This window comes from Mesorhizobium sp. WSM4808, assembly GCF_055811675.1.
Genome location: NZ_JBVVQX010000029.1, coordinates 1 through 17,270 on the forward strand (window position 1 = coordinate 1; position 17,270 = coordinate 17,270).

Genomic DNA, 17,270 nt, shown 5'->3' on the forward strand with positions numbered 1-17,270 from the left:
CCCGCCCGGTTGCTGCACCGAATGGGTGGCATCGAAGATCACCGGCGCGCCGATCTCGGCCATGATGGGAAGAGCGCGCATGTCGGAGACCAGCGTGTTGTAGCCGAAGGAGGCGCCGCGCTCGGTGGTCAGCACATTGGCATTGCCGGAACCGGTGATCTTGGCGACGACGTTCTTCATGTCCCAGGGGGCGAGGAACTGCCCCTTCTTCACATTGATCACCTTGCCGGTTTTCGCCGCGGCGACCAGCATGTCGGTCTGGCGCGACAGGAAAGCCGGAATCTGCAGGACATCGACATGCGGCGCGACGATGGCGCACTGCTCCTCGGTGTGGACATCGGTCAGCACGGGGAGCGAAAATTCCTTGCGCAGTTCGTCGAAGACGGGAAGGGCTGCGTCCATGCCGGCGCCGCGCGTCGCCGACAGCGAGGTGCGGTTGGCCTTGTCGTAGCTGGTCTTGTAGACGAGGCCTATGCCGAGCCTGCCGGTCAGTTCCTTCAGTGCGCCGGCCATGTCGAAGGCATGCTGGCGCGATTCAAACTGGCACGGGCCGGCGATCAGGGACAAAGCCGCCCTGTTGTCGAAGACGACATTGCCGACGGCTACAGACGAATTGGGCGCCATCGAATTGGACGCTTGCGGCTTGCTCATGGGATCTCCCGGAAGATAAAGGCCGCGCCCTGTCCGGGTGCACGCCGCACGACGATATCATTGCCCGCTATATTGTGTAGGACGGAATTGGCTGCAAGCAGCCTCGATGTCACATCGGCGTTCCGGACCGAAAAGACCACCGCTGCGAAGCGTAGATCTGTCGGCGCGCCGGCCGGCAGGCCGAAGCGCGCGGTGAAAGCCGCGCGGTCAAGCACGCTCAAATCCGCATTCGGCAAGGGAAAAATGCCGCCCTGCCCGTCGGCGGCCGGATCATCCACCGCCACGGAAATCAGCCCATGCTGCTTTCCGGGCGCATCGCTGACCGCCAAGATCTCGACAATTCCGGTCGCGCCGTTGGCGTGGGCCTGCAAAGCCGTGCGATCCACATCAGGCGCGTTGACCCGCTCGCAGGCAAACAGAAAGGCGTCCGTGGCTTCGGCTCCGGCCGCAAAGGCGAGCTTGAACGACGCGATGTCGCTTTTGCCGGCAGGGTCGGTGAAGGCGCGCGAAAAACCCAGCATGTCTCCCGCCGAGATGCCGGCATCGACATAGCGTGCATGGTCGGCATCGGCATTGCCCGTGCCTAGAACAATGGCGGAAAATCCCTCGTCGCCGTTGCTGTCGCGATAGGCGCGATCACGCGCGACGAAGACATTGCCGTCTGCGATAGCCTTTGCCGCCACCTGCTCGTCGCCGACCGCCAAAGGTTCGAGATAGGTGCCGTCGGCCAGGAAAACACAGCAGTTTTCCGTTCCGAACGGATGGATTCCGGTCGGGGCAACGACGAAGCCAAGCGCGGTGAGCCGGGCTCGCGCCACATCGAGGCTGTGCGTCGGCAGCACCAGATGATCGAGCGGATGGGTGCCTGCGGCTGCGGTTTTGGTCATGCAGGCGCGATGTGCATCATTCCGCAAAGCCGTTCAAGACTTGATCGCAATACCGGCCAGTTCGCCCGTCAATTCACCGGACGTCGAAAGGCGCCCCTGGAGCAAGGTTCGATCAGCTCCCCGCGACGACATCGGCGGAATAGCGCAGTTCACGCATCGGTTTGACCTTGCTGGTGGTCTGCGCGTAGAGCGGGTGCGCCTTGTAGGCGGCCAGCGCGGCGTCATCGACGAACTCCGCATAGACAACCACATCGACCTCATCCGACAGCGGATCCACCTTGGTGTTGAGCGTGACCTCGAACAGGCTGGAATGAGGAATGTCGCCGAGCGCCAGCAAGCCGGTGCGCACAGCCTCGACATCCTCTTTTCGCCGCGCGCTGAAGAAAACGATATGCCGGATCAACCCCGCCTCCTCGATCAAAGTGCCGGGGTCTTTTGTGACGGCAGGACGTTGGCGTCAATCGACAAGGATGTCGCGGCTGCTGCCACTGGAGTTAAGCTTTGCTGGTAACATATCGCACAACATGCCTAAGCTCTCTCACAGCGGTATCGAGATAGCGGCCCTGATTGTACATGCCATCCCAGATCAGGAAAAACGCGATGGCGGCAATGACGATTACATAACGCATGGCTAAATCTATCGCACACGGAATTCTGCGGCCATAGGCGTTTTTTTGACGCGCTGCGCCTTGGCTGTGCAAAGGCATCGATGCCCGCCGGCGCGAGCAATCTGCTTGGCACAGCCCCGCTTGCAGCCTGCCCCTTGAAGTTTCCCCGCATGACGTGGAAGATTGTCGCACGGATTCACCGGGAAGCGCTGAAGCTCTGGTAGGGGGCGCGCACTTCATTTGAGCCCGCTCGCCGACGAACCGGCTGCGGCGGCGTTCGAAGCTGGCGAATGATCCAAGAGAACCGTGGTCCGGCAATTTGCGCCGGCACCGCGGAAATCCAGGGGCATGAGATGGCGCAAAAGGAACATTTTAGCGTAGCATTGAGCGACGCGGTCAGGCTCGATGAATTCAACTTCGCCGAGATCGTCAAAGGCCTTCCAGCGAAAGCGCGCATGGTGCTGTCGGCGGCAATGAACCTGCCGCGCGGTTCGCTCAGGGTGAGGCTGCCGGACGGCCGCGCCGTGCTCGTCGGCGGCAAGGGACCTGGCCCGGATGCCGAACTGGTGCTGAAGAATTGGCGCTTGCCCGGCCGCGCCTTTTCCGGCGGCACGATCGGCGTTGCCGAATCCTATATGGACGGCGATTGGGAAAGCCCTGATGTGACCAGCTTCCTGGAGCTGTTCGTGGTCAATTCGGTCATTGGCGAGCGTATCGCGGGCGGCACCAGCTGGCTGATCAACACCGTCCAGCGCATACGCCACTGGTTCAACCAGAACACGCGCACCGGTTCGAAACGCAATATCTCGGCGCATTACGACCTCGGCAACGCCTTCTACAAGGAATGGCTCGATCCGAGCATGACCTATTCTTCGGCGCTCTACACGACCGGTGCCAACGACCTGGAAGGCGCCCAGGCCGCCAAATATCGCGCTCTGGCGAAGGATACAGGGATCGGTCCGAAGGACCATGTGCTGGAGATCGGCTGCGGTTGGGGTGGCTTCGCCGAATTCGCGGCGCGCGAGATCGGCTGCCGCGTGACCGGGCTGACGATCAGCCGCGAGCAGCACGATTTTGCCACGGCTCGCATCGCCAAGGCTGGCCTTGCCGACAAGGTCGACATCAAGCTGCAGGATTATCGCGACGAAACCGGCACCTATGACCGCATCGCCTCGATCGAGATGTTCGAGGCGGTCGGCGAGAAATACTGGCCGGTGTTTTTCGGCAAGATGAAGGCCTGTCTGAGGCCTGGCGGCACCGCCGGCCTGCAGATCATCACCATCAACGAAGCCGCCTACGACACCTATCGCGCAAGGCCGGATTTCATCCAGCGCTACGTCTTCCCGGGCGGCATGCTGCCGACGCCGTCGATTCTGAAGGCGCTCGGCAAGGATCATGGCCTTGCCCATCTGCGCGAGCGCGTGTTTCCGGACGACTACGCGCGCACGCTTGCCGAGTGGCGCCACCGATTCTGGGCGTCATGGGAAAAGATCGTCCCGCTCGGCTTCGACGACCGGTTCAAGAAGCTCTGGGAGTTCTACCTGCACTATTGCGAGGCTGGCTTCCGCGCCAGCTACATCGACGTGCGCCAGGTGGTCTACAGGGCGTAAGCCGACACGCTCTTGAACGGTCTATGTCGAGCATGATCGCGACATAGCCGCGTCGTCGCCGTCAAAAAGTCCGATCGCGAAGCAGAATGCCGCGCAGGACGGACGAATCGGAAATCACCTGATGCGCAGACGGACGATCTTCTTCGGCGTCATTGTTGTCGCTGCGGTGGGCATCTGGCTCAACAACACCTCGCTGTTATCGAGTCGCCCCGCCGGCAAGCCGGAGATTCTTGCCCATCGCGGCCTTGCCCAGGATTATTTGCGCGCAGGCATGACAGGACAGACTTGTACCGCCAGTCACATGTTGCCGCCGCGCCATGGCTACCTCGAAAACACAATTCCCTCGATGGAGGCCGCCTTTGCGCTGGGCGCCGACGCGCTCGAACTGGATGTTCATCCGACGACGGACGGCAAGTTCGCCGTCTTCCATGACTGGACGCTGGATTGCCGCACGGAAGGCAAGGGAGAAACGCGCAGCCATTCCATGGCCGAGTTGAAGACCCTCGATGTCGGCTATGGCTATACGGCGGATGGTGGCAAGACCTTTCCATTCCGCGGCAAGGGTATCGGCATGATGCCATCCCTGGATGAGGTTCTGGCGCACTTCCCGGCCCGCCGCTTCAACATCAACGTCAAGAGCAACGATCCGGGCGAAGGCGAAAAGCTGGCCGCATGGCTTGCCACGCTGGCACCAGCCGAGCGCAATTATCTCTCGGTCTATGGCGGCGACAAGCCGATTGCCGCGGTCAAGGCTGCGCTGCCGGACATGCATACGCTAAGCCGCGCATCGCTGACGCAATGCATCCTGCGCTATGCCGCAATTGGCTGGACCGGCTACGTTCCGGATGCCTGCCGCAAAGGCACCTTGCTCATCCCCGTCAACATCGCGAAATGGATGTGGGGGTGGCCGAACCGGTTTCTCGATCGCATGCAAGGCGTCGACAGCCGCGTCTATCTGCTCGGCCCTTATTCCGGCGGCGACTTTTCGCAAGGGCTCGACGACCCCGAACTGATCGAGCAACTGCCAGATGGCTATTCCGGCGGCATTTCCACGGATGCGCTGGATCTCGTCATGCCTGACATCAAGGAACGTTTCGGCTTGAATCAATCCACGCCGTAGGGGCTTGGATCGAGCCGCCTCGAAGCTACCCTTCAAAGCAGGATGCGGTATTTCGCGAAGCCCGCCTCGGCCTCGCCCGCCGGTTCGATCTTCAGCGATTTCACCTGCGCAATGAAATCCTTGGCCCTGGGGCCGGTTTCGAAGACGGCGCTGGCTCCAGGCAGCGGTGCGAACGACCAGTTGTCGTCCGCCGACGGGTTGATCGTGCCCTCGCTGACGATATAGCGGACGATGACATCGCGATTGGTGTCCGGCGCCTCGTAGATGATCTTCGAGGCATTGATGTCGGGGAAATTGCCGCCGCCGCCAGCCCGGTAATTGTTGGTCGCGATGACGAATTTCTGTTTAGGATCAATTGGTTTTCCATCGAAACTCAGGTCGACGATGCGATTGGCGCCAGCGTTGGCCAGCCCGCCCTTGGCATCGTATTTCGACGGCTGCGACAGATCGATCTTGTAGGTGACGCCGTCGATGACGTCGAAATTGTAGGACGGAAAATCAGTGTTGATGAGGGCCTGGTCGGCCTTATCAGGCTCGATTCGGTTGAAGGTGCCGGCCGACATTTCCAGCCATTCCTTAACCTGCGCACCGGTGATTTCGACGGCACGCACGGTGTTGGGATAGAGATAGAGGTCGGCAACGTTCTTGATGGCGATGTCGCCCGCCGGCACGTCGGTATAGTAGTCGGCGCCGTTGCGCCCGCCGGCCTTGAACGGCGCGGCCGCCGACAGCAGCGGCACATCCTTCCATTGCGTGTTCTTGAGGATATCCCTGAGGTACCAGGTCTGCGCCTGGCTGACGACCTGCACCGACGGATCGTCGGCGACCAGCGCGAAATAGGAATAAAGCGGCGCGGAGGTCTTGCCGACGGGACGCCGCACATAGGCCAGCGTCGCCTGGTGGTCCTGTTCGAGGGCCGCGATGATGCGCTTGTCGTCCGGGACAGTCGGCTTGTTCTTGTTGTCGAGGCGTTCGAAGATCGGCCGCGCTTCGGAGGTGGCTGAAACGACCTTCCATTTCGACCCGTCACGCTCCAGCATCAGGTCGATCAGCCCCATATGCGAGCCCCAGAAACCGCCCATGACGGCGGGTTTGCCCTGCAGCGTGCCCTTTTGCGTGTCGACACCGTCGAGCGACTGGAAATCCTTCTTGCCGGGGAACACCAGATGCTGGTGGCCGGTGAACACCGCATCGATGCCGTCGACGCCGGCGACGAAAAACGAGGCGTTCTCCATCATGTCGCCCTGCTTCACGTCGATGCCGGAATGCGAGAGCGCAAGGACGATGTCGGCGCCCTCCTCCTTCATCTGCGGCACCCAGGCCTTGGCCGCCTCGACGATGTCGCGCGTCTTGACGTTGCCCTCGAGGTTCTTGAGATCCCAGACCATGATCTGCGGCGGCACGAAGCCGATGATGCCGACCCTGATCGGCTGCTCGGCGCCCGAACCGTCCTTGATCTTCTTGTCGAGGATGACATAGGGCTTGAGATAGAGCTTGTCGTCGCGCGGGTTCGCGGCAAGCTCGGTGCCGCGGATCAAATTGGCGCAGACGAAAGGAAAATTGGCGCCGGCCAGCACCTTATCCAGGAACGACAGGCCGTAGTTGAATTCGTGGTTGCCCAGCGTCGAGCACTCGTAGCCAAGCAGGTTCATGCCTTTCATGATCGGATGCAGGTCGCCGTCCTTCAGCCCCTTCTCATAGGCGATGTAGTCGCCCATCGGATTGCCCTGCAGCAGGTCGCCATTGTCGATCAGCATCGAATTCACGGCTTCCTTGCGCACAGCATCGATGAGAGACGCCGTGCGCGACAGGCCCAGCGTGTCGTTCGTTTTGTCGGCGTAGTAATCGTAAGGCAGCACGTTCACATGGATGTCGGTGGTCTCCATGATCCGGAGATGGGCCTGGTTGCCTTGAGCGCGGGCGGAGAACGGATGCAGCATGATCAGTGCCCCTGCGGCGGCGCTCGCAAGGAGATCGCGGCGGGATATGGGATGGAGCAGTTGCGACATGTTTTCTCCTTCGACAACTGACAAGCCCTGCCCCGAAGCGAACTTCGCTCTGAAACCTGCCTAAGTCCATTCAACAAGTCGCGCGCATGAAGCCGCCACTCGATCAGCAACGGATGACGTGCGGATGAACGATCGGGGCGAGGAAATCAGCCCTTGTCGTCGTCGCCTTGGGTGATCAGCCGCGCGCTGCGCTGGCCTGTCGCGTAGATCCATAGCCAGCTCAGCGAAACCGCAAGCCGATTGCGAAAACCGATCAGGAAATAGATGTGCGCCACTCCCCACAGCCACCAGGCCGCCCAGCCAGTCAGCTTGAGCCAGCCGAAATCGATCACCGCGGCGCGCTTGCCGATCGTGGCGAGATCGCCGGCATGCCTGTAATGGAAAGGACGCGCGGTCGTGTCGCCGCCGAGCCTGGCCCTGATGGTGGCCGCAACATGTCGGCCCTCCTGCTTGGCGGAAGGCGCGACGCCGGGCACCGGCCTTCCATCGGGCCGCAGCACAAGGGCGGCGTCGCCGATGACGAAAATCTCCGGGCTGCCAGATACAGTCAGATCGGGCTCGACCAGCACCCTGCCCGCGCGGTCCGCCTTCGCTCCCAGCCATTCAGCGGCCGGCGACGCGGCAACGCCGGCTGCCCACAGGATCGTTCGGGCTGCCAGTTGCTTATCGCCAAATGCAACACCTTCGACGTCGCAGCGCGTGACGGCCCGGCCGAGCTCGACCGTCACGCCGAGCCGCTCGAGCGCTTTGCTGGCATAGTCGGAAAGTTTCGGTGCGAAATTGGCCAGGATGCGGTCCCCGGCCTCGATCAGCACCACACGCGTCTGCCGCGTGTCGATGTTGCGGAATTCGCCGCGCAGCGTGTCATGCGCCAGCTCGATGATGGTGCCGGCAAGCTCGACGCCGGTCGGCCCGCCGCCGACGATCGCAATGGTCAGCAACGCCCGGCGTTTGGCCGGATCGGTCTCCCGCTCGGCCTGCTCGAAGGCCAGGAGAATTCGCCTCCGAATGCTGGTGGCGTCCTCCAGCGTCTTCAGGCCCGGGGCGAAAGGCTCCCATTCGTCGTGGCCGAAATAGGCGTGGCGGGCACCGGTGGCGAGCACCAGCGTGTCGTAGGCGACCGCGCTGCCGTCATCGAGCAGCACGCGCTTGCCGGCGCGGTCGACACCGGTGACATTGGCGAGGAGCGTCGTCACATCCTTGCGCTTGCGCAGGAGGTGGCGGATCGGCCAGGCAACCTCGGAGGTGGCCAGCGCCGTCGTCGCCACCTGATAGAGCAGCGGCTGGAAGAGGTGATGGTTGCGCTTGTCGATCATGGTGATGCGCACGGGAGCGCCAGCAAGTGCACGGGTGAACTCGAGACCGCCGAAACCCGCGCCGACAACGACGACATGATGCCTGGCTTCATTCATTTCGTTCACCCCGATGGCAAGATTGGCTGTCCTGGATGTAGGTATTTTTGTGCAATGCAACAACAGATAGGCAGTGACCAAGACTCGTCGTTGCATGTCGTGAATGCACATGTTGTATCGTATCGCGAGGTATAGCGTCATCGAACACGCGATGAGGTGAGGCATGGCCAACGATCGTGACGACGATGCTCCGGCGCAGTATTCTTCGCCGCCCTGTTTCATGCACGAGCTCGATCTGGAATTCCGTGCGCCTTCGAGCGACTGGACCGACGTCAGGCGCTGGCGCAAGGCCGAGCGCGAGCGCCTGATCGCTGCCCGGCTGGCGGTTTCCGCTGACGCCCGAACGGTAATGTCGCAACGCATCGCCGATGGCCTCGACGCGATCATCGGCGAGATCGCCGGGCGCATGGTCAGTCTTTACTGGCCGTTTCGCGGCGAGCCGGATTTGCGGCCTTGGATGGCGTCCATAAACGAACGCGGCGGCCGCACCGCCCTGCCCATCGTCATCGACAAGGGGCACCCGCTGATCTTCCGCGCCTACAAAGCGGGCGACCGGCTGGAGAAAGGTGTCTGGAACATCCCGATCCCGGCCGAGGGCGATCCGGTGCTGCCGGACATCGTCATCTCGCCGATCGTCGGCATCGATCCCCAGAACTACCGCCTGGGTTATGGCGGCGGCTTCTTCGACCGCACGCTGGCAGCGATGCCGTTCAAGCCGCTGGTCATCGGCGTCGGCTACGAGCTGCAACGCATCGCGACCATCTACCCGCAGCCGCACGATATCCCGATGGATCGGGTGGTAACGGAGGCCTAGGCCATTTCCGGCTTCATGCCCATGGCGGTCCTGTCGACGATTTCGCGTAGCGCAAAGGACGAATTGATTTTGGTCACATGCGGCATCGCCGACAGCCATTCCTTGTGGATGCGCTCATAGTCGACGAGATCCTTCGCCGCGATCCGCAGGATGTAGTCGTACTCGCCCGACATCAGGTGACAGGACAGCACGTTCGGGCAGCGTTTGATCGCCGCCTCGAAATCCGAAAGCGTCTTCTCGAACTGTCCCGACAGCGATATGTGCACGATCGCCGTCATCTGGTGGCCGAGTGCTGCATTGGAAAGCCGGGCATGATAGCCGCGGATGGTTCCGGATTTCTCCAGATTGTCGAGCCGGCGCGAACAGGCCGACTGCGACAGGCCGACCTTCTCGGCCAGTGCCGCATTGGGTATCCTGCCATCCTTCTGCAAAGCCTCGAGAATGGCGATATCAATCCTGTCGAGCCGCATTTTTCGTGAATCCTGCGAATATCCAGCTATTTCGCGCAACGATTATCGAAACCTGCCGGTTAGCGCAAGCGCATTCGCAAACACCTGCGCAACGATTCGTGGTTCACTCCATCCATACAGGGAACGAGCCCAAAGGGCCGGATCAGGAGAAGAAAATGCGCGTCGGCTGCCCCAAGGAAATCAAGAACCACGAATACCGCGTCGGCCTCACCCCCGGCTCGGTCCGCGAATATGTCGCCCATGGCCACGAAGTGCTGGTTGAGACCGGGGCCGGTGCCGGCATCGGCGCCGATGACAACGCCTATCGCGCCGCCGGCGCCACGATTGCCAAGACGGCCGCCGAGGTGTTCGCCAGGTCGGACATGATCGTCAAGGTCAAGGAGCCGCAGCCCAGCGAATGGGCGCAGCTTCGCGAAGGCCAGATCCTGTACACCTACCTTCACCTTGCTCCGGATCCGGAGCAGACCAAGGGCCTGCTTGCGTCCGGCGTGACGGCAATCGCCTACGAGACCGTGACCGACGACCGTGGCGGCCTGCCGTTGCTGGCGCCGATGTCGGAAGTTGCCGGACGCCTGTCGATCCAGGCCGGCGCCACGGCGCTGCAGAAGGCCAATGGCGGTCGCGGCGTGCTACTCGGCGGCGTGCCCGGCGTGCTGCCCGGCAAGGTCACCGTGCTCGGCGGTGGCGTCGTCGGCCTGCACGCGGCCAGGATGGCGGCCGGCCTTGGCGCCGACGTCACCATCATCGACCGCTCGATCCCGCGCCTGCGCCAGCTCGACGACCTCTTCGCCGGCCGCGTCCACACCCGTTACTCGACTGTCGAGGCGCTGGAAGAAGAGTGTTTTTCAGCCGACATCGTCGTCGGCGCGGTGCTGATCCCGGGTGCCGCGGCGCCAAAACTGGTTTCGCGCGAAATGCTGTCGGGCATGAAGAAAGGCTCGGTGCTGGTCGACGTCGCCATCGACCAGGGCGGCTGCTTCGAGACCTCGCACGCCACCACTCATGCCGAGCCGACCTATGAGGTCGACGGCGTCATCCACTATTGCGTCGCCAACATGCCTGGTGCCGTGCCGGTCACTTCGGCCCACGCGCTCAACAACGCGACGCTGCACTATGGCCTGCAGCTTGCCGACAAGGGCCTCAAGGCGCTGGTCGACGATCATCACCTGCGCAACGGCCTCAATGTCCACAAGGGCAAGATCACCAACCGGGCAGTCGCCGAGGCGCTCGGCTACGAACTGGTCGAGCCGAAAGCCGTTCTCGCCGCCTGATTCGCGAGAACAGCTCCTTTCAATCCAGCCTGCCGGTTCCATGCCGGCGGGTTTTTTCTTGCGAGCCTGTTTTTCAGGCAAAGCATGGCGTCGAAAGATGTGACGCAACGGCACTTTGCTCATCATTGTTGCATATTTGTCATTCCCGTACCGGCCGACTCCCTGCTAGAGACATTCTGGGTTTACTCATTGGGGTACGGGCATATGTTCATTCGCACATCCGCGAAATCTTTTCTTCTTGGTGCTGTTTCTGCTGTGGCTTTGATGTCTGCTGCTCATGCAGCAGACGTCGTGCAGCCGGTAGAAGAAGCTGCCGGCTTTAACTGGAGCGGTCTGTACGTTGGTTTTGGCGTCGGTGCCGGTGCCAACGTACACGAGCTCGGCAGCGATTTTATTCCAGTCTCGCTGAACGGCATTGGTGGCGAAGGCGTCTATGGTGAGCTGACGGTCGGCTATGACTATATGGTCTCGCCCCGGTTCCTCATCGGAGGTCTGCTGGACGCTCACGTGGGCAACATCAAGACCACGCTGGACATTACGGGGTTCGACGCTTCTATCAAGGAAACCTACGGTTTCGACGCTGGCCTGCGTCTCGGCTACCTCTTGACGCCGAACACTCTGGGCTACGTGCTGGGTGGCTATTCCTGGCAGAAGTACAAGCTCGATACGAACGCCGGCTTCGACTTTGATTGGGATCAGAGCGGGTATTTTGTCGGAGGTGGCATCGAAACGGCCATCAACAGCAATTGGACGATCAAGACTGAGTATCGCTATACGGGCTTCGGGACCAAGGACGATCTTCTTTCCGAGGCTGGCATCGTCGGGGTTCCGGACGGTCTCCTGAATCTTGACACCTCGCGCCATACTTTCCAGATCGCGGCCAGTTACCGTTTCGGTGCACAGAACGGCGGCGGCGCTGCCTTCGAGACGCCAGCCTACAACTGGACCGGATTTTATATCGGCGGCGCTGGTGGCGCCGGTGCGTCCGTGCACCAAATCAACGTTCCGCCGCTCGGCGGCCTAGAATTCAATGGTCTCGGTGGCGAAGGTGCCTTTGGTGAACTGAACGTCGGCTACGATCATGACTTCGGCAGCTGGGTCGCAGGCGTCATGGTCGATGCACGCTACTCCGGCATGACTTCCGAACTGGAGCTCGGCGGCGGATCGATCAACGTCGATACAGACTATGGGTTCGATGTGTTGGGCCGCGTCGGCATGAAGATGAACGAATCGACCCTTGCCTATGCGCTTGCCGGCTACAGCTGGCAGCATTTCGATCTGAACGCTTCCGACCCGATCGGCGACATTCTCGACTGGGGTTCCAGCGGTTTCTCGGTTGGTGGCGGCCTTGAAACGGCTCTGTCCAGCAATGTCACCGTTGGCCTCGAATATCGCTATTCGCAGTTCGCGGAGAAGGACTTTTCTTCGGAATTCGGCGCACCCGACGACACCCTTACCTCGACTTCCTCTTTCCACACCGTGCGTCTCGGCGCGAAGTACAAGTTCAACTAAAAGGCCCTCCAGCCAAACAGTTGCAGCCCGTCGGCCATGCCGGCGGGCTTTTTTTATTGCTCGAATCTTTCCGCGCCAAACGCAGGCAACAAAAAAGCGGAGCCAAAGCCCCGCTTCCTCGATGTCGAGATTTACCGCCGGTTCATCCGCGGTCGGCAAATCGATCGACAATGGCTTTCTATCGCGCATATGCGACGGCAGTACGACAACTGTTTCCAGCGGCTAGTCTCAGCCTCAAGCGCGCTCGATGCGGCACTGGTAGCAATTGTTGCGCGCCGAACGGACATGGACGTAGGCGATCTCGTCGCGTTCGAACAGCGTCTCGGCCCGTGCAGCAATTGCCGTGGTCGGGATGACGCCGCCGCTGCCATAGACGATGCGATCATCCCTGCCATAGCCGCGCACGATGTAGTCGGGGCTTTCGAGAATCTCGGGCAGCGCCTCGCTCTCGGCAGCGCGGTCGCATTCCTCGCCATGCAGGAAGATCGGCCCCGTTTCAGCATAGGGCTGAAGCTGCGGGAATGGCCGGTACGCCAGAACAAGATAGGCATCGCCGGCGGCGATGTTCTTCAAGCAATGCCGGCAAGGCATGCCGTCACCGTCGGAGATCTTTCGCTCGGGCATTTGACCATAAGCATCGATCCCGCCGCGCTGCAGCGTCCTGACACCTTCGGTCGGCAAAGCTTTGAACTGGATGGTCATGGAAAATCTCCGGTGTGGTCTACCGGAAATTATCCCTTTGAACTCTCGCCGCCACCCGATTCCTGCCAGATATCGAAGAGCCGGTCGCCCGTCGGCGACCGGCTCTCATCAAGTCCCGTCGAAGGCGCCGGCTAACTAAAATTCAGAGCTGCGGCTCAACGGATGAAATCGTCGAAGCGGCGCAGTGTCACCCGGCGATTCTGCCAGTTTTCGTTCTGCGTCTGCACCAGCAAAAACTCTTCGCCATAGCCGACTGTCTCGAGAGCATGACCCGGCACGCCGAATTCGCGCACCAATGTGCGCTTGAGCGAAGCGGCGCGCTGTTCGGACAGAGCCTGATTCGACTGGAAGGAGCCGACGGCGTCGGTGTGGCCCTCGATCAGCACGCGGGCGCCGCGATCGCGGCGCAGGATGGCCGCAGCGCGTCGGCAATGGTCTCGATCTTGTCGTATTGCGAGTTGGCAATAGCCGCCGAACCGAAGGCGAAGTTGATCGACTGGATATCGATCGAGCGGGCCATGCGGCGCAAATCCGGGCGCCGCTTGAATTCGCGGATGGTGGCGCGCTTTCGGCCGCAATTTCACACGCGGAGCCGCCTCGAGCTTCCGCTCGATCGTCGCGGCCGAAGGCGTTGTCGCCTGGGCTGCGGCCAGGCTTGGCATGGCAATTGCCGCGATCAGCGCGGCGGCAAGTGTACGGCGGGTCAGCATGTCTTCGTCTCCTTCGGCTTTGGCCGCATTGATGGTGCCGGCAACATGCCAAAAACAGCCTGAAGGGCCGATGAACGGCGGGTTCAGATTAGAGCTGGTGTCAGCTTCCGGCTAGGGCCGCATGACGCTAGCCGCGCGCTCGGTGAAAGGCAGCGGATGGACGATTTCCCTCTTTTGCGCCACCGGTGCAAAGCCGAGCTTCTGGTAGAGCGGCAGAGCCGCCGGATGATCGAGCGTGCAGGTCTGCACCGTCACCCGCTTCGGCCCATGCGACCATGCGGCGGCGATCGCGGAGCCCAGGAACCAGCGGCCGATGCCTTGCCCGGTGGCATGTTCCATCATGCCGAAATAGGCGAGCTCGACTTCTTCCGGCAGATGCGGCTTGAGATCGAAGAAGCCGGCGGGCGCGCCGTCGAGGTAAAGGACCCTGATGTCGCGATCCTCACGATGGATGCCGGCGGAAAGCTCGTCGTCATCCAGCCTCAGCACATTGACCCAGTGCCATTTGCGCCCCACCCGGTCCATCAGATAGCGGTAAAAATGCAGCGGAATGTCCTTGGTCTTCAGCAGCGCGACCTGACGGTTATACGGCACGGCCGGTGAATAGGCCGGAGGCACATGCATCTCGAGGAACGTCACCGTGACTTCGATGTCTTCCAGCGCGCCGTTTTCCATCGTCTTCATTCCTTGCCGATCACAACGGGGCCGGTCACGACAGGCGTGTCGGAAAGCCCGCCCCACTCCGTCCAGGAGCCGTCGTAAAGCCTGTTGTTTGTATGGCCAAGCGTTTCCAGCGCCAGCGTCATCACCGCCGCGGTAATGCCGGAGCCGCATGAAGTGACGACAGGTTTCGACAGATCGATGCCGGCCTCCTCGATCGCCTTGCGCAGGCGGTCCTTCGACAGCAGCTCGCCATTTTCCGACAGCGCCGAATAGGGCAGATTGCGCGCGCCGGGCATATGGCCGGAGCGGATACCCGCGCGCGGCTCAGGTTCAGTGCCGGTGAAGCGGCCCGGTCCACGGGCGTCGGCGATCTGGCTCGCCTTGGTGTCGACGATCCCGCGCATGTCGGCGAGGCTGGCGACGCGCCCGGCGTCGAAATCGGCATGAAACACGCTTGGCGCGATCTTCGTCGGCTCAGCCGTCACCGGCCTGCCGGCCGCTTTCCAGCCATCGAAGCCGCCATCCAGAATATAGGTCTGAAAGACGCCCATCACCCGGAACATCCACCACGCCCGAGGTGCGGAGAAGAAACCCGGGCCGTCGTAGACGACGATTGTGTCATCGGCCGAAACGCCCATGGCGCCGACATACTGGGCAAAATGCTGCGGCGACGGCAAGGTATGCGGCAGGGGCGAATCCGGGTCCGAAACGGCATCCTGATCGAGAAATCGTGCGCCCGGGATGTGGGCCGACTCATACTCGCCGCGCGCATCGCGCTTCTGCGCCGGGAGATACCAGGATGCGTCGATGATCGTCAGGCCCGGCTCGCCGAGACGTTGCTGCAGCCAGTCTGCGTCGACGGTGAAGGGGCTGTCCTCGGCCATTTTGTTCTCCTGCTCGCTTTTTGGCGATCACTGTCCTGTTCAGTTTGCCGGCATCGGCCCAAAGCGGATGCGGAAGCGCCGGTTCTCGCGGCCCTTCTTCTCGATCTTGCCGATGTGGATTTCGCCGACTTCGGCGGTGCTTTTCACATGGGTGCCGCCGCAGGGCTGGCTGTCCACCGATGCGTTGTCGCCGATACACACCAGGCGGATCTTGCCTGTGCCCACCGGCGGCCGGACGTTCTTGGATTTCACCAGGCCGGGATTGGCGGCCAGGTCTTCGTCACTGATCAGCCTGACAAAGATCGGATGATCGGCCCGCACCAAGTCCATCAGCCCGGCGGTGACGTCCTCCTTGGTGAAGCCGGCATCCGGAGCGTCGAAGTCGACACGGCTGTCGTCCTCGGAAACCGAGGCACCGGTGATCGGGAACGGGCAGACGACGGTGAGCAGATGGCAAGCCGCGTGCATGCGCATCAGGAGATGCCGCCGCTCCCAGTCGATCGCCAGCCTCAGCGCCTCGCCGGGCTGCGGAACCGCCTGCTCCGGCGCCGGCACGTGTATGATCTCGTCCTTGGTCTCACCGGTGAGGGTGGCGGCAATGGCGATTCGGCTGCCGTCGCCACGTTCGAGATACCCGGTATCGCCCGGTTGGCCGCCTGAAGTGGCGTAGAAGATGGTCCGGTCGAGGATGATACCGCCGCGATCGTTGACGGCAACGACAGTTGCGTCCGCCGTCCGCAGATAGGCATCGTCGCGAAACAGGGCGTCCGTCCTGTTTGCCATCACGCGACCTTTTCGAACGGCACCGGAATTGTGCTCTTCAGTTCCATCCAGCCTGGCACCGGCAGCTGCTTTTCGCGCAGGAATTCCGGGTTGAACAGTTTTGATTGATAGCGCGTGCCATAGTCACAAAGAATGGTCACGATGGTGTGGCCGGGGCCTAGTTCCCTGGCCAGACGGATCGCGCCGGCTATGTTGATGCCGGTCGAGCCGCCGACGCAAAGGCCCTCTTCCTGGATCAGGTCGAAGACGATCGGCAGCGCATCCTCATCGGGGATCTGGAATGAAAAATCCGGCGTGAACCCTTCGAGATTGGCGGTGATGCGCCCCTGCCCGATGCCTTCGGTGATCGAGCTGCCTTCGGACTTCAGCTCGCCGCTGGTGTAGAAAGAATAGAGCGCGGCCCCCAGCGGATCGGCGAGCGCGATCTTCACATCCCGGCTTTTGGCTTTCAGTCCGGAGGCGACGCCGGCTAGCGTGCCGCCAGAACCGACCGCCGACACGAAACCGTCGACCTTGCCGCCGGTCTGGTTCCAGATCTCCTCCGCGGTGGTGCGGATATGGCCGTCACGGTTGGCGACATTGTCGAACTGGTTGGCCCAGATGGTGCCGTTCGGTTCTGTCTTTGCCAGTTGTTCGGCCAGCCGCCCCGACAGTTTCACGTAATTGTTGGGGTTCCTGTAGGGCACGGCCGGCACCTCGATCAGCTCAGCGCCGAGCAGCTTGATCGTGTCCTTCTTTTCCTGGCTCTGCGTATCGGGAATGACGATGACGGTCCGGTAGCCGAGCGCCTTGGCGACCAGCGTCAGCCCGATGCCGGTATTGCCCGCCGTTCCCTCGACGATCACGCCGCCGGGCTTCAGCAGCCCGCGCTTCTCGGCGTCGCGGATAATGAACAGGCCCGCACGATCCTTGACTGACTGGCCGGGATTCATGAATTCGGCCTTGCCCAGTATCTCGCAACCGGTTTGTTCCGAAGCTTTGTTGAGGCGGATCAGAGGCGTGTTGCCGATCGCGTCGATCACAGAACGGGGCATTCAGGATTCCTTGTGTAAGTGCGCCGAAACCCTAGAAACCCGAAGCTGCGGTTTCAAGGCAAGAATTTGTCTGGTCCAGTCGCATTTGCAGTGCTGTTGTTGCGTCGGCGCTTCCCGAGGCTGGCCTCTT

At 61.9% G+C, this 17,270-nt stretch carries 16 protein-coding genes and 1 pseudogene; 5 read left to right on the forward strand and 12 right to left on the reverse strand.

What is annotated here, in order from left to right:
- From kdsA to AC0L2U_RS31420, 3 genes are all read right to left on the reverse strand, one after another.
- On the reverse strand, positions 1–651 hold a 651-nt coding region (kdsA, locus tag AC0L2U_RS31410; protein WP_473603258.1), incomplete at its 3' end, for a 3-deoxy-8-phosphooctulonate synthase.
- On the reverse strand, positions 648–1,538 hold the full coding sequence (locus tag AC0L2U_RS31415) for a VOC family protein (RefSeq protein ID WP_127810408.1): 891 nt from the start codon (positions 1,536–1,538) through the stop codon (positions 648–650). The genes kdsA and AC0L2U_RS31415, both read right to left, overlap by 4 nt.
- Positions 1,539–1,650: 112 nt before the next feature.
- The gene (locus AC0L2U_RS31420; RefSeq protein ID WP_127323248.1) at positions 1,651–1,941 is read right to left on the reverse strand and encodes a Dabb family protein; all 291 of its coding nucleotides are present in this window, start codon (positions 1,939–1,941) and stop codon (positions 1,651–1,653) included.
- Positions 1,942–2,499: 558 nt separating this feature from the next.
- On the opposite strand from AC0L2U_RS31420, the gene AC0L2U_RS31425 reads away from it, so the two are divergent.
- Positions 2,500–3,756 (forward strand): class I SAM-dependent methyltransferase, encoded by a 1,257-nt coding sequence (locus AC0L2U_RS31425; protein WP_473603271.1) that lies wholly within the window; start codon positions 2,500–2,502, stop codon positions 3,754–3,756.
- A 121-nt stretch (positions 3,757–3,877) separates the two neighbouring features.
- Positions 3,878–4,876 carry a glycerophosphodiester phosphodiesterase family protein gene (locus tag AC0L2U_RS31430; protein ID WP_292661838.1) on the forward strand — a complete coding sequence of 333 codons (999 nt, stop codon included), beginning with the start codon at positions 3,878–3,880 and terminating at the stop codon, positions 4,874–4,876.
- Positions 4,877–4,908: 32 nt separating this feature from the next.
- On the opposite strand, the gene AC0L2U_RS31435 is transcribed toward AC0L2U_RS31430, so the two are convergent.
- Together AC0L2U_RS31435 and AC0L2U_RS31440 are read right to left on the reverse strand one after the other, a co-directional pair.
- The gene (locus AC0L2U_RS31435) at positions 4,909–6,885 is read right to left on the reverse strand and encodes a bifunctional 2',3'-cyclic-nucleotide 2'-phosphodiesterase/3'-nucleotidase (RefSeq protein WP_473603259.1); all 1,977 of its coding nucleotides are present in this window, start codon (positions 6,883–6,885) and stop codon (positions 4,909–4,911) included.
- A gap of 146 nt (positions 6,886–7,031) precedes the next feature.
- The gene (locus AC0L2U_RS31440; RefSeq protein ID WP_292696543.1) at positions 7,032–8,297 is read right to left on the reverse strand and encodes an NAD(P)/FAD-dependent oxidoreductase; all 1,266 of its coding nucleotides are present in this window, start codon (positions 8,295–8,297) and stop codon (positions 7,032–7,034) included.
- 163 nt (positions 8,298–8,460) lie between these two features.
- Here AC0L2U_RS31440 and AC0L2U_RS31445 point away from each other — a divergent pair, with 163 nt between their 5' ends.
- Positions 8,461–9,111, forward strand: coding sequence for a 5-formyltetrahydrofolate cyclo-ligase (locus tag AC0L2U_RS31445; protein ID WP_128290022.1), 651 nt, complete (start codon positions 8,461–8,463; stop codon positions 9,109–9,111).
- Here AC0L2U_RS31445 and AC0L2U_RS31450 read toward each other — a convergent pair.
- Positions 9,108–9,581, reverse strand: a complete 474-nt coding sequence (locus tag AC0L2U_RS31450) for an Lrp/AsnC family transcriptional regulator (protein WP_127269076.1) — start codon at positions 9,579–9,581, stop codon at positions 9,108–9,110. The genes AC0L2U_RS31445 and AC0L2U_RS31450 overlap by 4 nt on opposite strands.
- Before the next feature lie 155 nt (positions 9,582–9,736).
- Here AC0L2U_RS31450 and ald point away from each other — a divergent pair, with 155 nt between their 5' ends.
- Complete coding sequence (gene ald, locus AC0L2U_RS31455) at positions 9,737–10,852, forward strand: alanine dehydrogenase (protein WP_023812057.1); 1,116 nt, start codon at positions 9,737–9,739, stop codon at positions 10,850–10,852.
- A 204-nt stretch (positions 10,853–11,056) separates the two neighbouring features.
- Positions 11,057–12,364 carry an outer membrane protein gene (locus AC0L2U_RS31460; RefSeq protein WP_473603260.1) on the forward strand — a complete coding sequence of 436 codons (1,308 nt, stop codon included), beginning with the start codon at positions 11,057–11,059 and terminating at the stop codon, positions 12,362–12,364.
- A 234-nt stretch (positions 12,365–12,598) separates the two neighbouring features.
- Here the strand turns inward: AC0L2U_RS31460 and AC0L2U_RS31465 are convergent, their stop codons facing one another.
- The 6 genes and pseudogenes from AC0L2U_RS31465 to AC0L2U_RS31490 form a co-directional block, all read right to left on the reverse strand.
- Positions 12,599–13,066, reverse strand: a complete 468-nt coding sequence (locus AC0L2U_RS31465) for a DUF1203 domain-containing protein (protein ID WP_127273685.1) — start codon at positions 13,064–13,066, stop codon at positions 12,599–12,601.
- A 155-nt stretch (positions 13,067–13,221) separates the two neighbouring features.
- A pseudogene (locus AC0L2U_RS31470) lies at positions 13,222–13,776 on the reverse strand (OmpA family protein).
- A gap of 111 nt (positions 13,777–13,887) precedes the next feature.
- Positions 13,888–14,451, reverse strand: a complete 564-nt coding sequence (locus AC0L2U_RS31475; RefSeq protein WP_127330928.1) for a GNAT family N-acetyltransferase — start codon at positions 14,449–14,451, stop codon at positions 13,888–13,890.
- Positions 14,452–14,456: 5 nt separating this feature from the next.
- Complete coding sequence (gene sseA / locus AC0L2U_RS31480) at positions 14,457–15,323, reverse strand: 3-mercaptopyruvate sulfurtransferase (protein ID WP_473603261.1); 867 nt, start codon at positions 15,321–15,323, stop codon at positions 14,457–14,459.
- Positions 15,324–15,362: 39 nt separating this feature from the next.
- Positions 15,363–16,106 (reverse strand): alanyl-tRNA editing protein, encoded by a 744-nt coding sequence (locus AC0L2U_RS31485; RefSeq protein ID WP_127330924.1) that lies wholly within the window; start codon positions 16,104–16,106, stop codon positions 15,363–15,365.
- Positions 16,106–17,140 (reverse strand): cysteine synthase A, encoded by a 1,035-nt coding sequence (locus AC0L2U_RS31490; protein WP_473603262.1) that lies wholly within the window; start codon positions 17,138–17,140, stop codon positions 16,106–16,108. Before AC0L2U_RS31490 ends, AC0L2U_RS31485 begins: the two co-directional genes overlap by 1 nt.
- Between the last annotated feature and the right edge of the window lie 130 nt (positions 17,141–17,270).

Bases quoted from the DNA above. Each gene is read 5' to 3' on its own strand.
- AC0L2U_RS31415 (WP_127810408.1), bottom strand. From the start codon at position 1,538: ATGACCAAAACCGCAGCCGCAGGCACCCATCCGCTCGATCATCTGGTG.
- AC0L2U_RS31425 (WP_473603271.1), top strand. From the start codon at position 2,500: ATGGCGCAAAAGGAACATTTTAGCGTAGCATTGAGCGACGCGGTCAGG.
- AC0L2U_RS31430 (WP_292661838.1), top strand. From the start codon at position 3,878: ATGCGCAGACGGACGATCTTCTTCGGCGTCATTGTTGTCGCTGCGGTG.
- AC0L2U_RS31435 (WP_473603259.1), bottom strand. From the start codon at position 6,885: ATGTCGCAACTGCTCCATCCCATATCCCGCCGCGATCTCCTTGCGAGC.
- AC0L2U_RS31440 (WP_292696543.1), bottom strand. From the start codon at position 8,297: ATGAATGAAGCCAGGCATCATGTCGTCGTTGTCGGCGCGGGTTTCGGC.
- AC0L2U_RS31445 (WP_128290022.1), top strand. From the start codon at position 8,461: ATGGCCAACGATCGTGACGACGATGCTCCGGCGCAGTATTCTTCGCCG.
- AC0L2U_RS31450 (WP_127269076.1), bottom strand. From the start codon at position 9,581: ATGCGGCTCGACAGGATTGATATCGCCATTCTCGAGGCTTTGCAGAAG.
- ald (WP_023812057.1), top strand. From the start codon at position 9,737: ATGCGCGTCGGCTGCCCCAAGGAAATCAAGAACCACGAATACCGCGTC.
- AC0L2U_RS31460 (WP_473603260.1), top strand. From the start codon at position 11,057: ATGTTCATTCGCACATCCGCGAAATCTTTTCTTCTTGGTGCTGTTTCT.
- AC0L2U_RS31465 (WP_127273685.1), bottom strand. From the start codon at position 13,066: ATGACCATCCAGTTCAAAGCTTTGCCGACCGAAGGTGTCAGGACGCTG.
- AC0L2U_RS31475 (WP_127330928.1), bottom strand. From the start codon at position 14,451: ATGGAAAACGGCGCGCTGGAAGACATCGAAGTCACGGTGACGTTCCTC.
- sseA (WP_473603261.1), bottom strand. From the start codon at position 15,323: ATGGCCGAGGACAGCCCCTTCACCGTCGACGCAGACTGGCTGCAGCAA.
- AC0L2U_RS31485 (WP_127330924.1), bottom strand. From the start codon at position 16,106: ATGGCAAACAGGACGGACGCCCTGTTTCGCGACGATGCCTATCTGCGG.
- AC0L2U_RS31490 (WP_473603262.1), bottom strand. From the start codon at position 17,140: ATGCCCCGTTCTGTGATCGACGCGATCGGCAACACGCCTCTGATCCGC.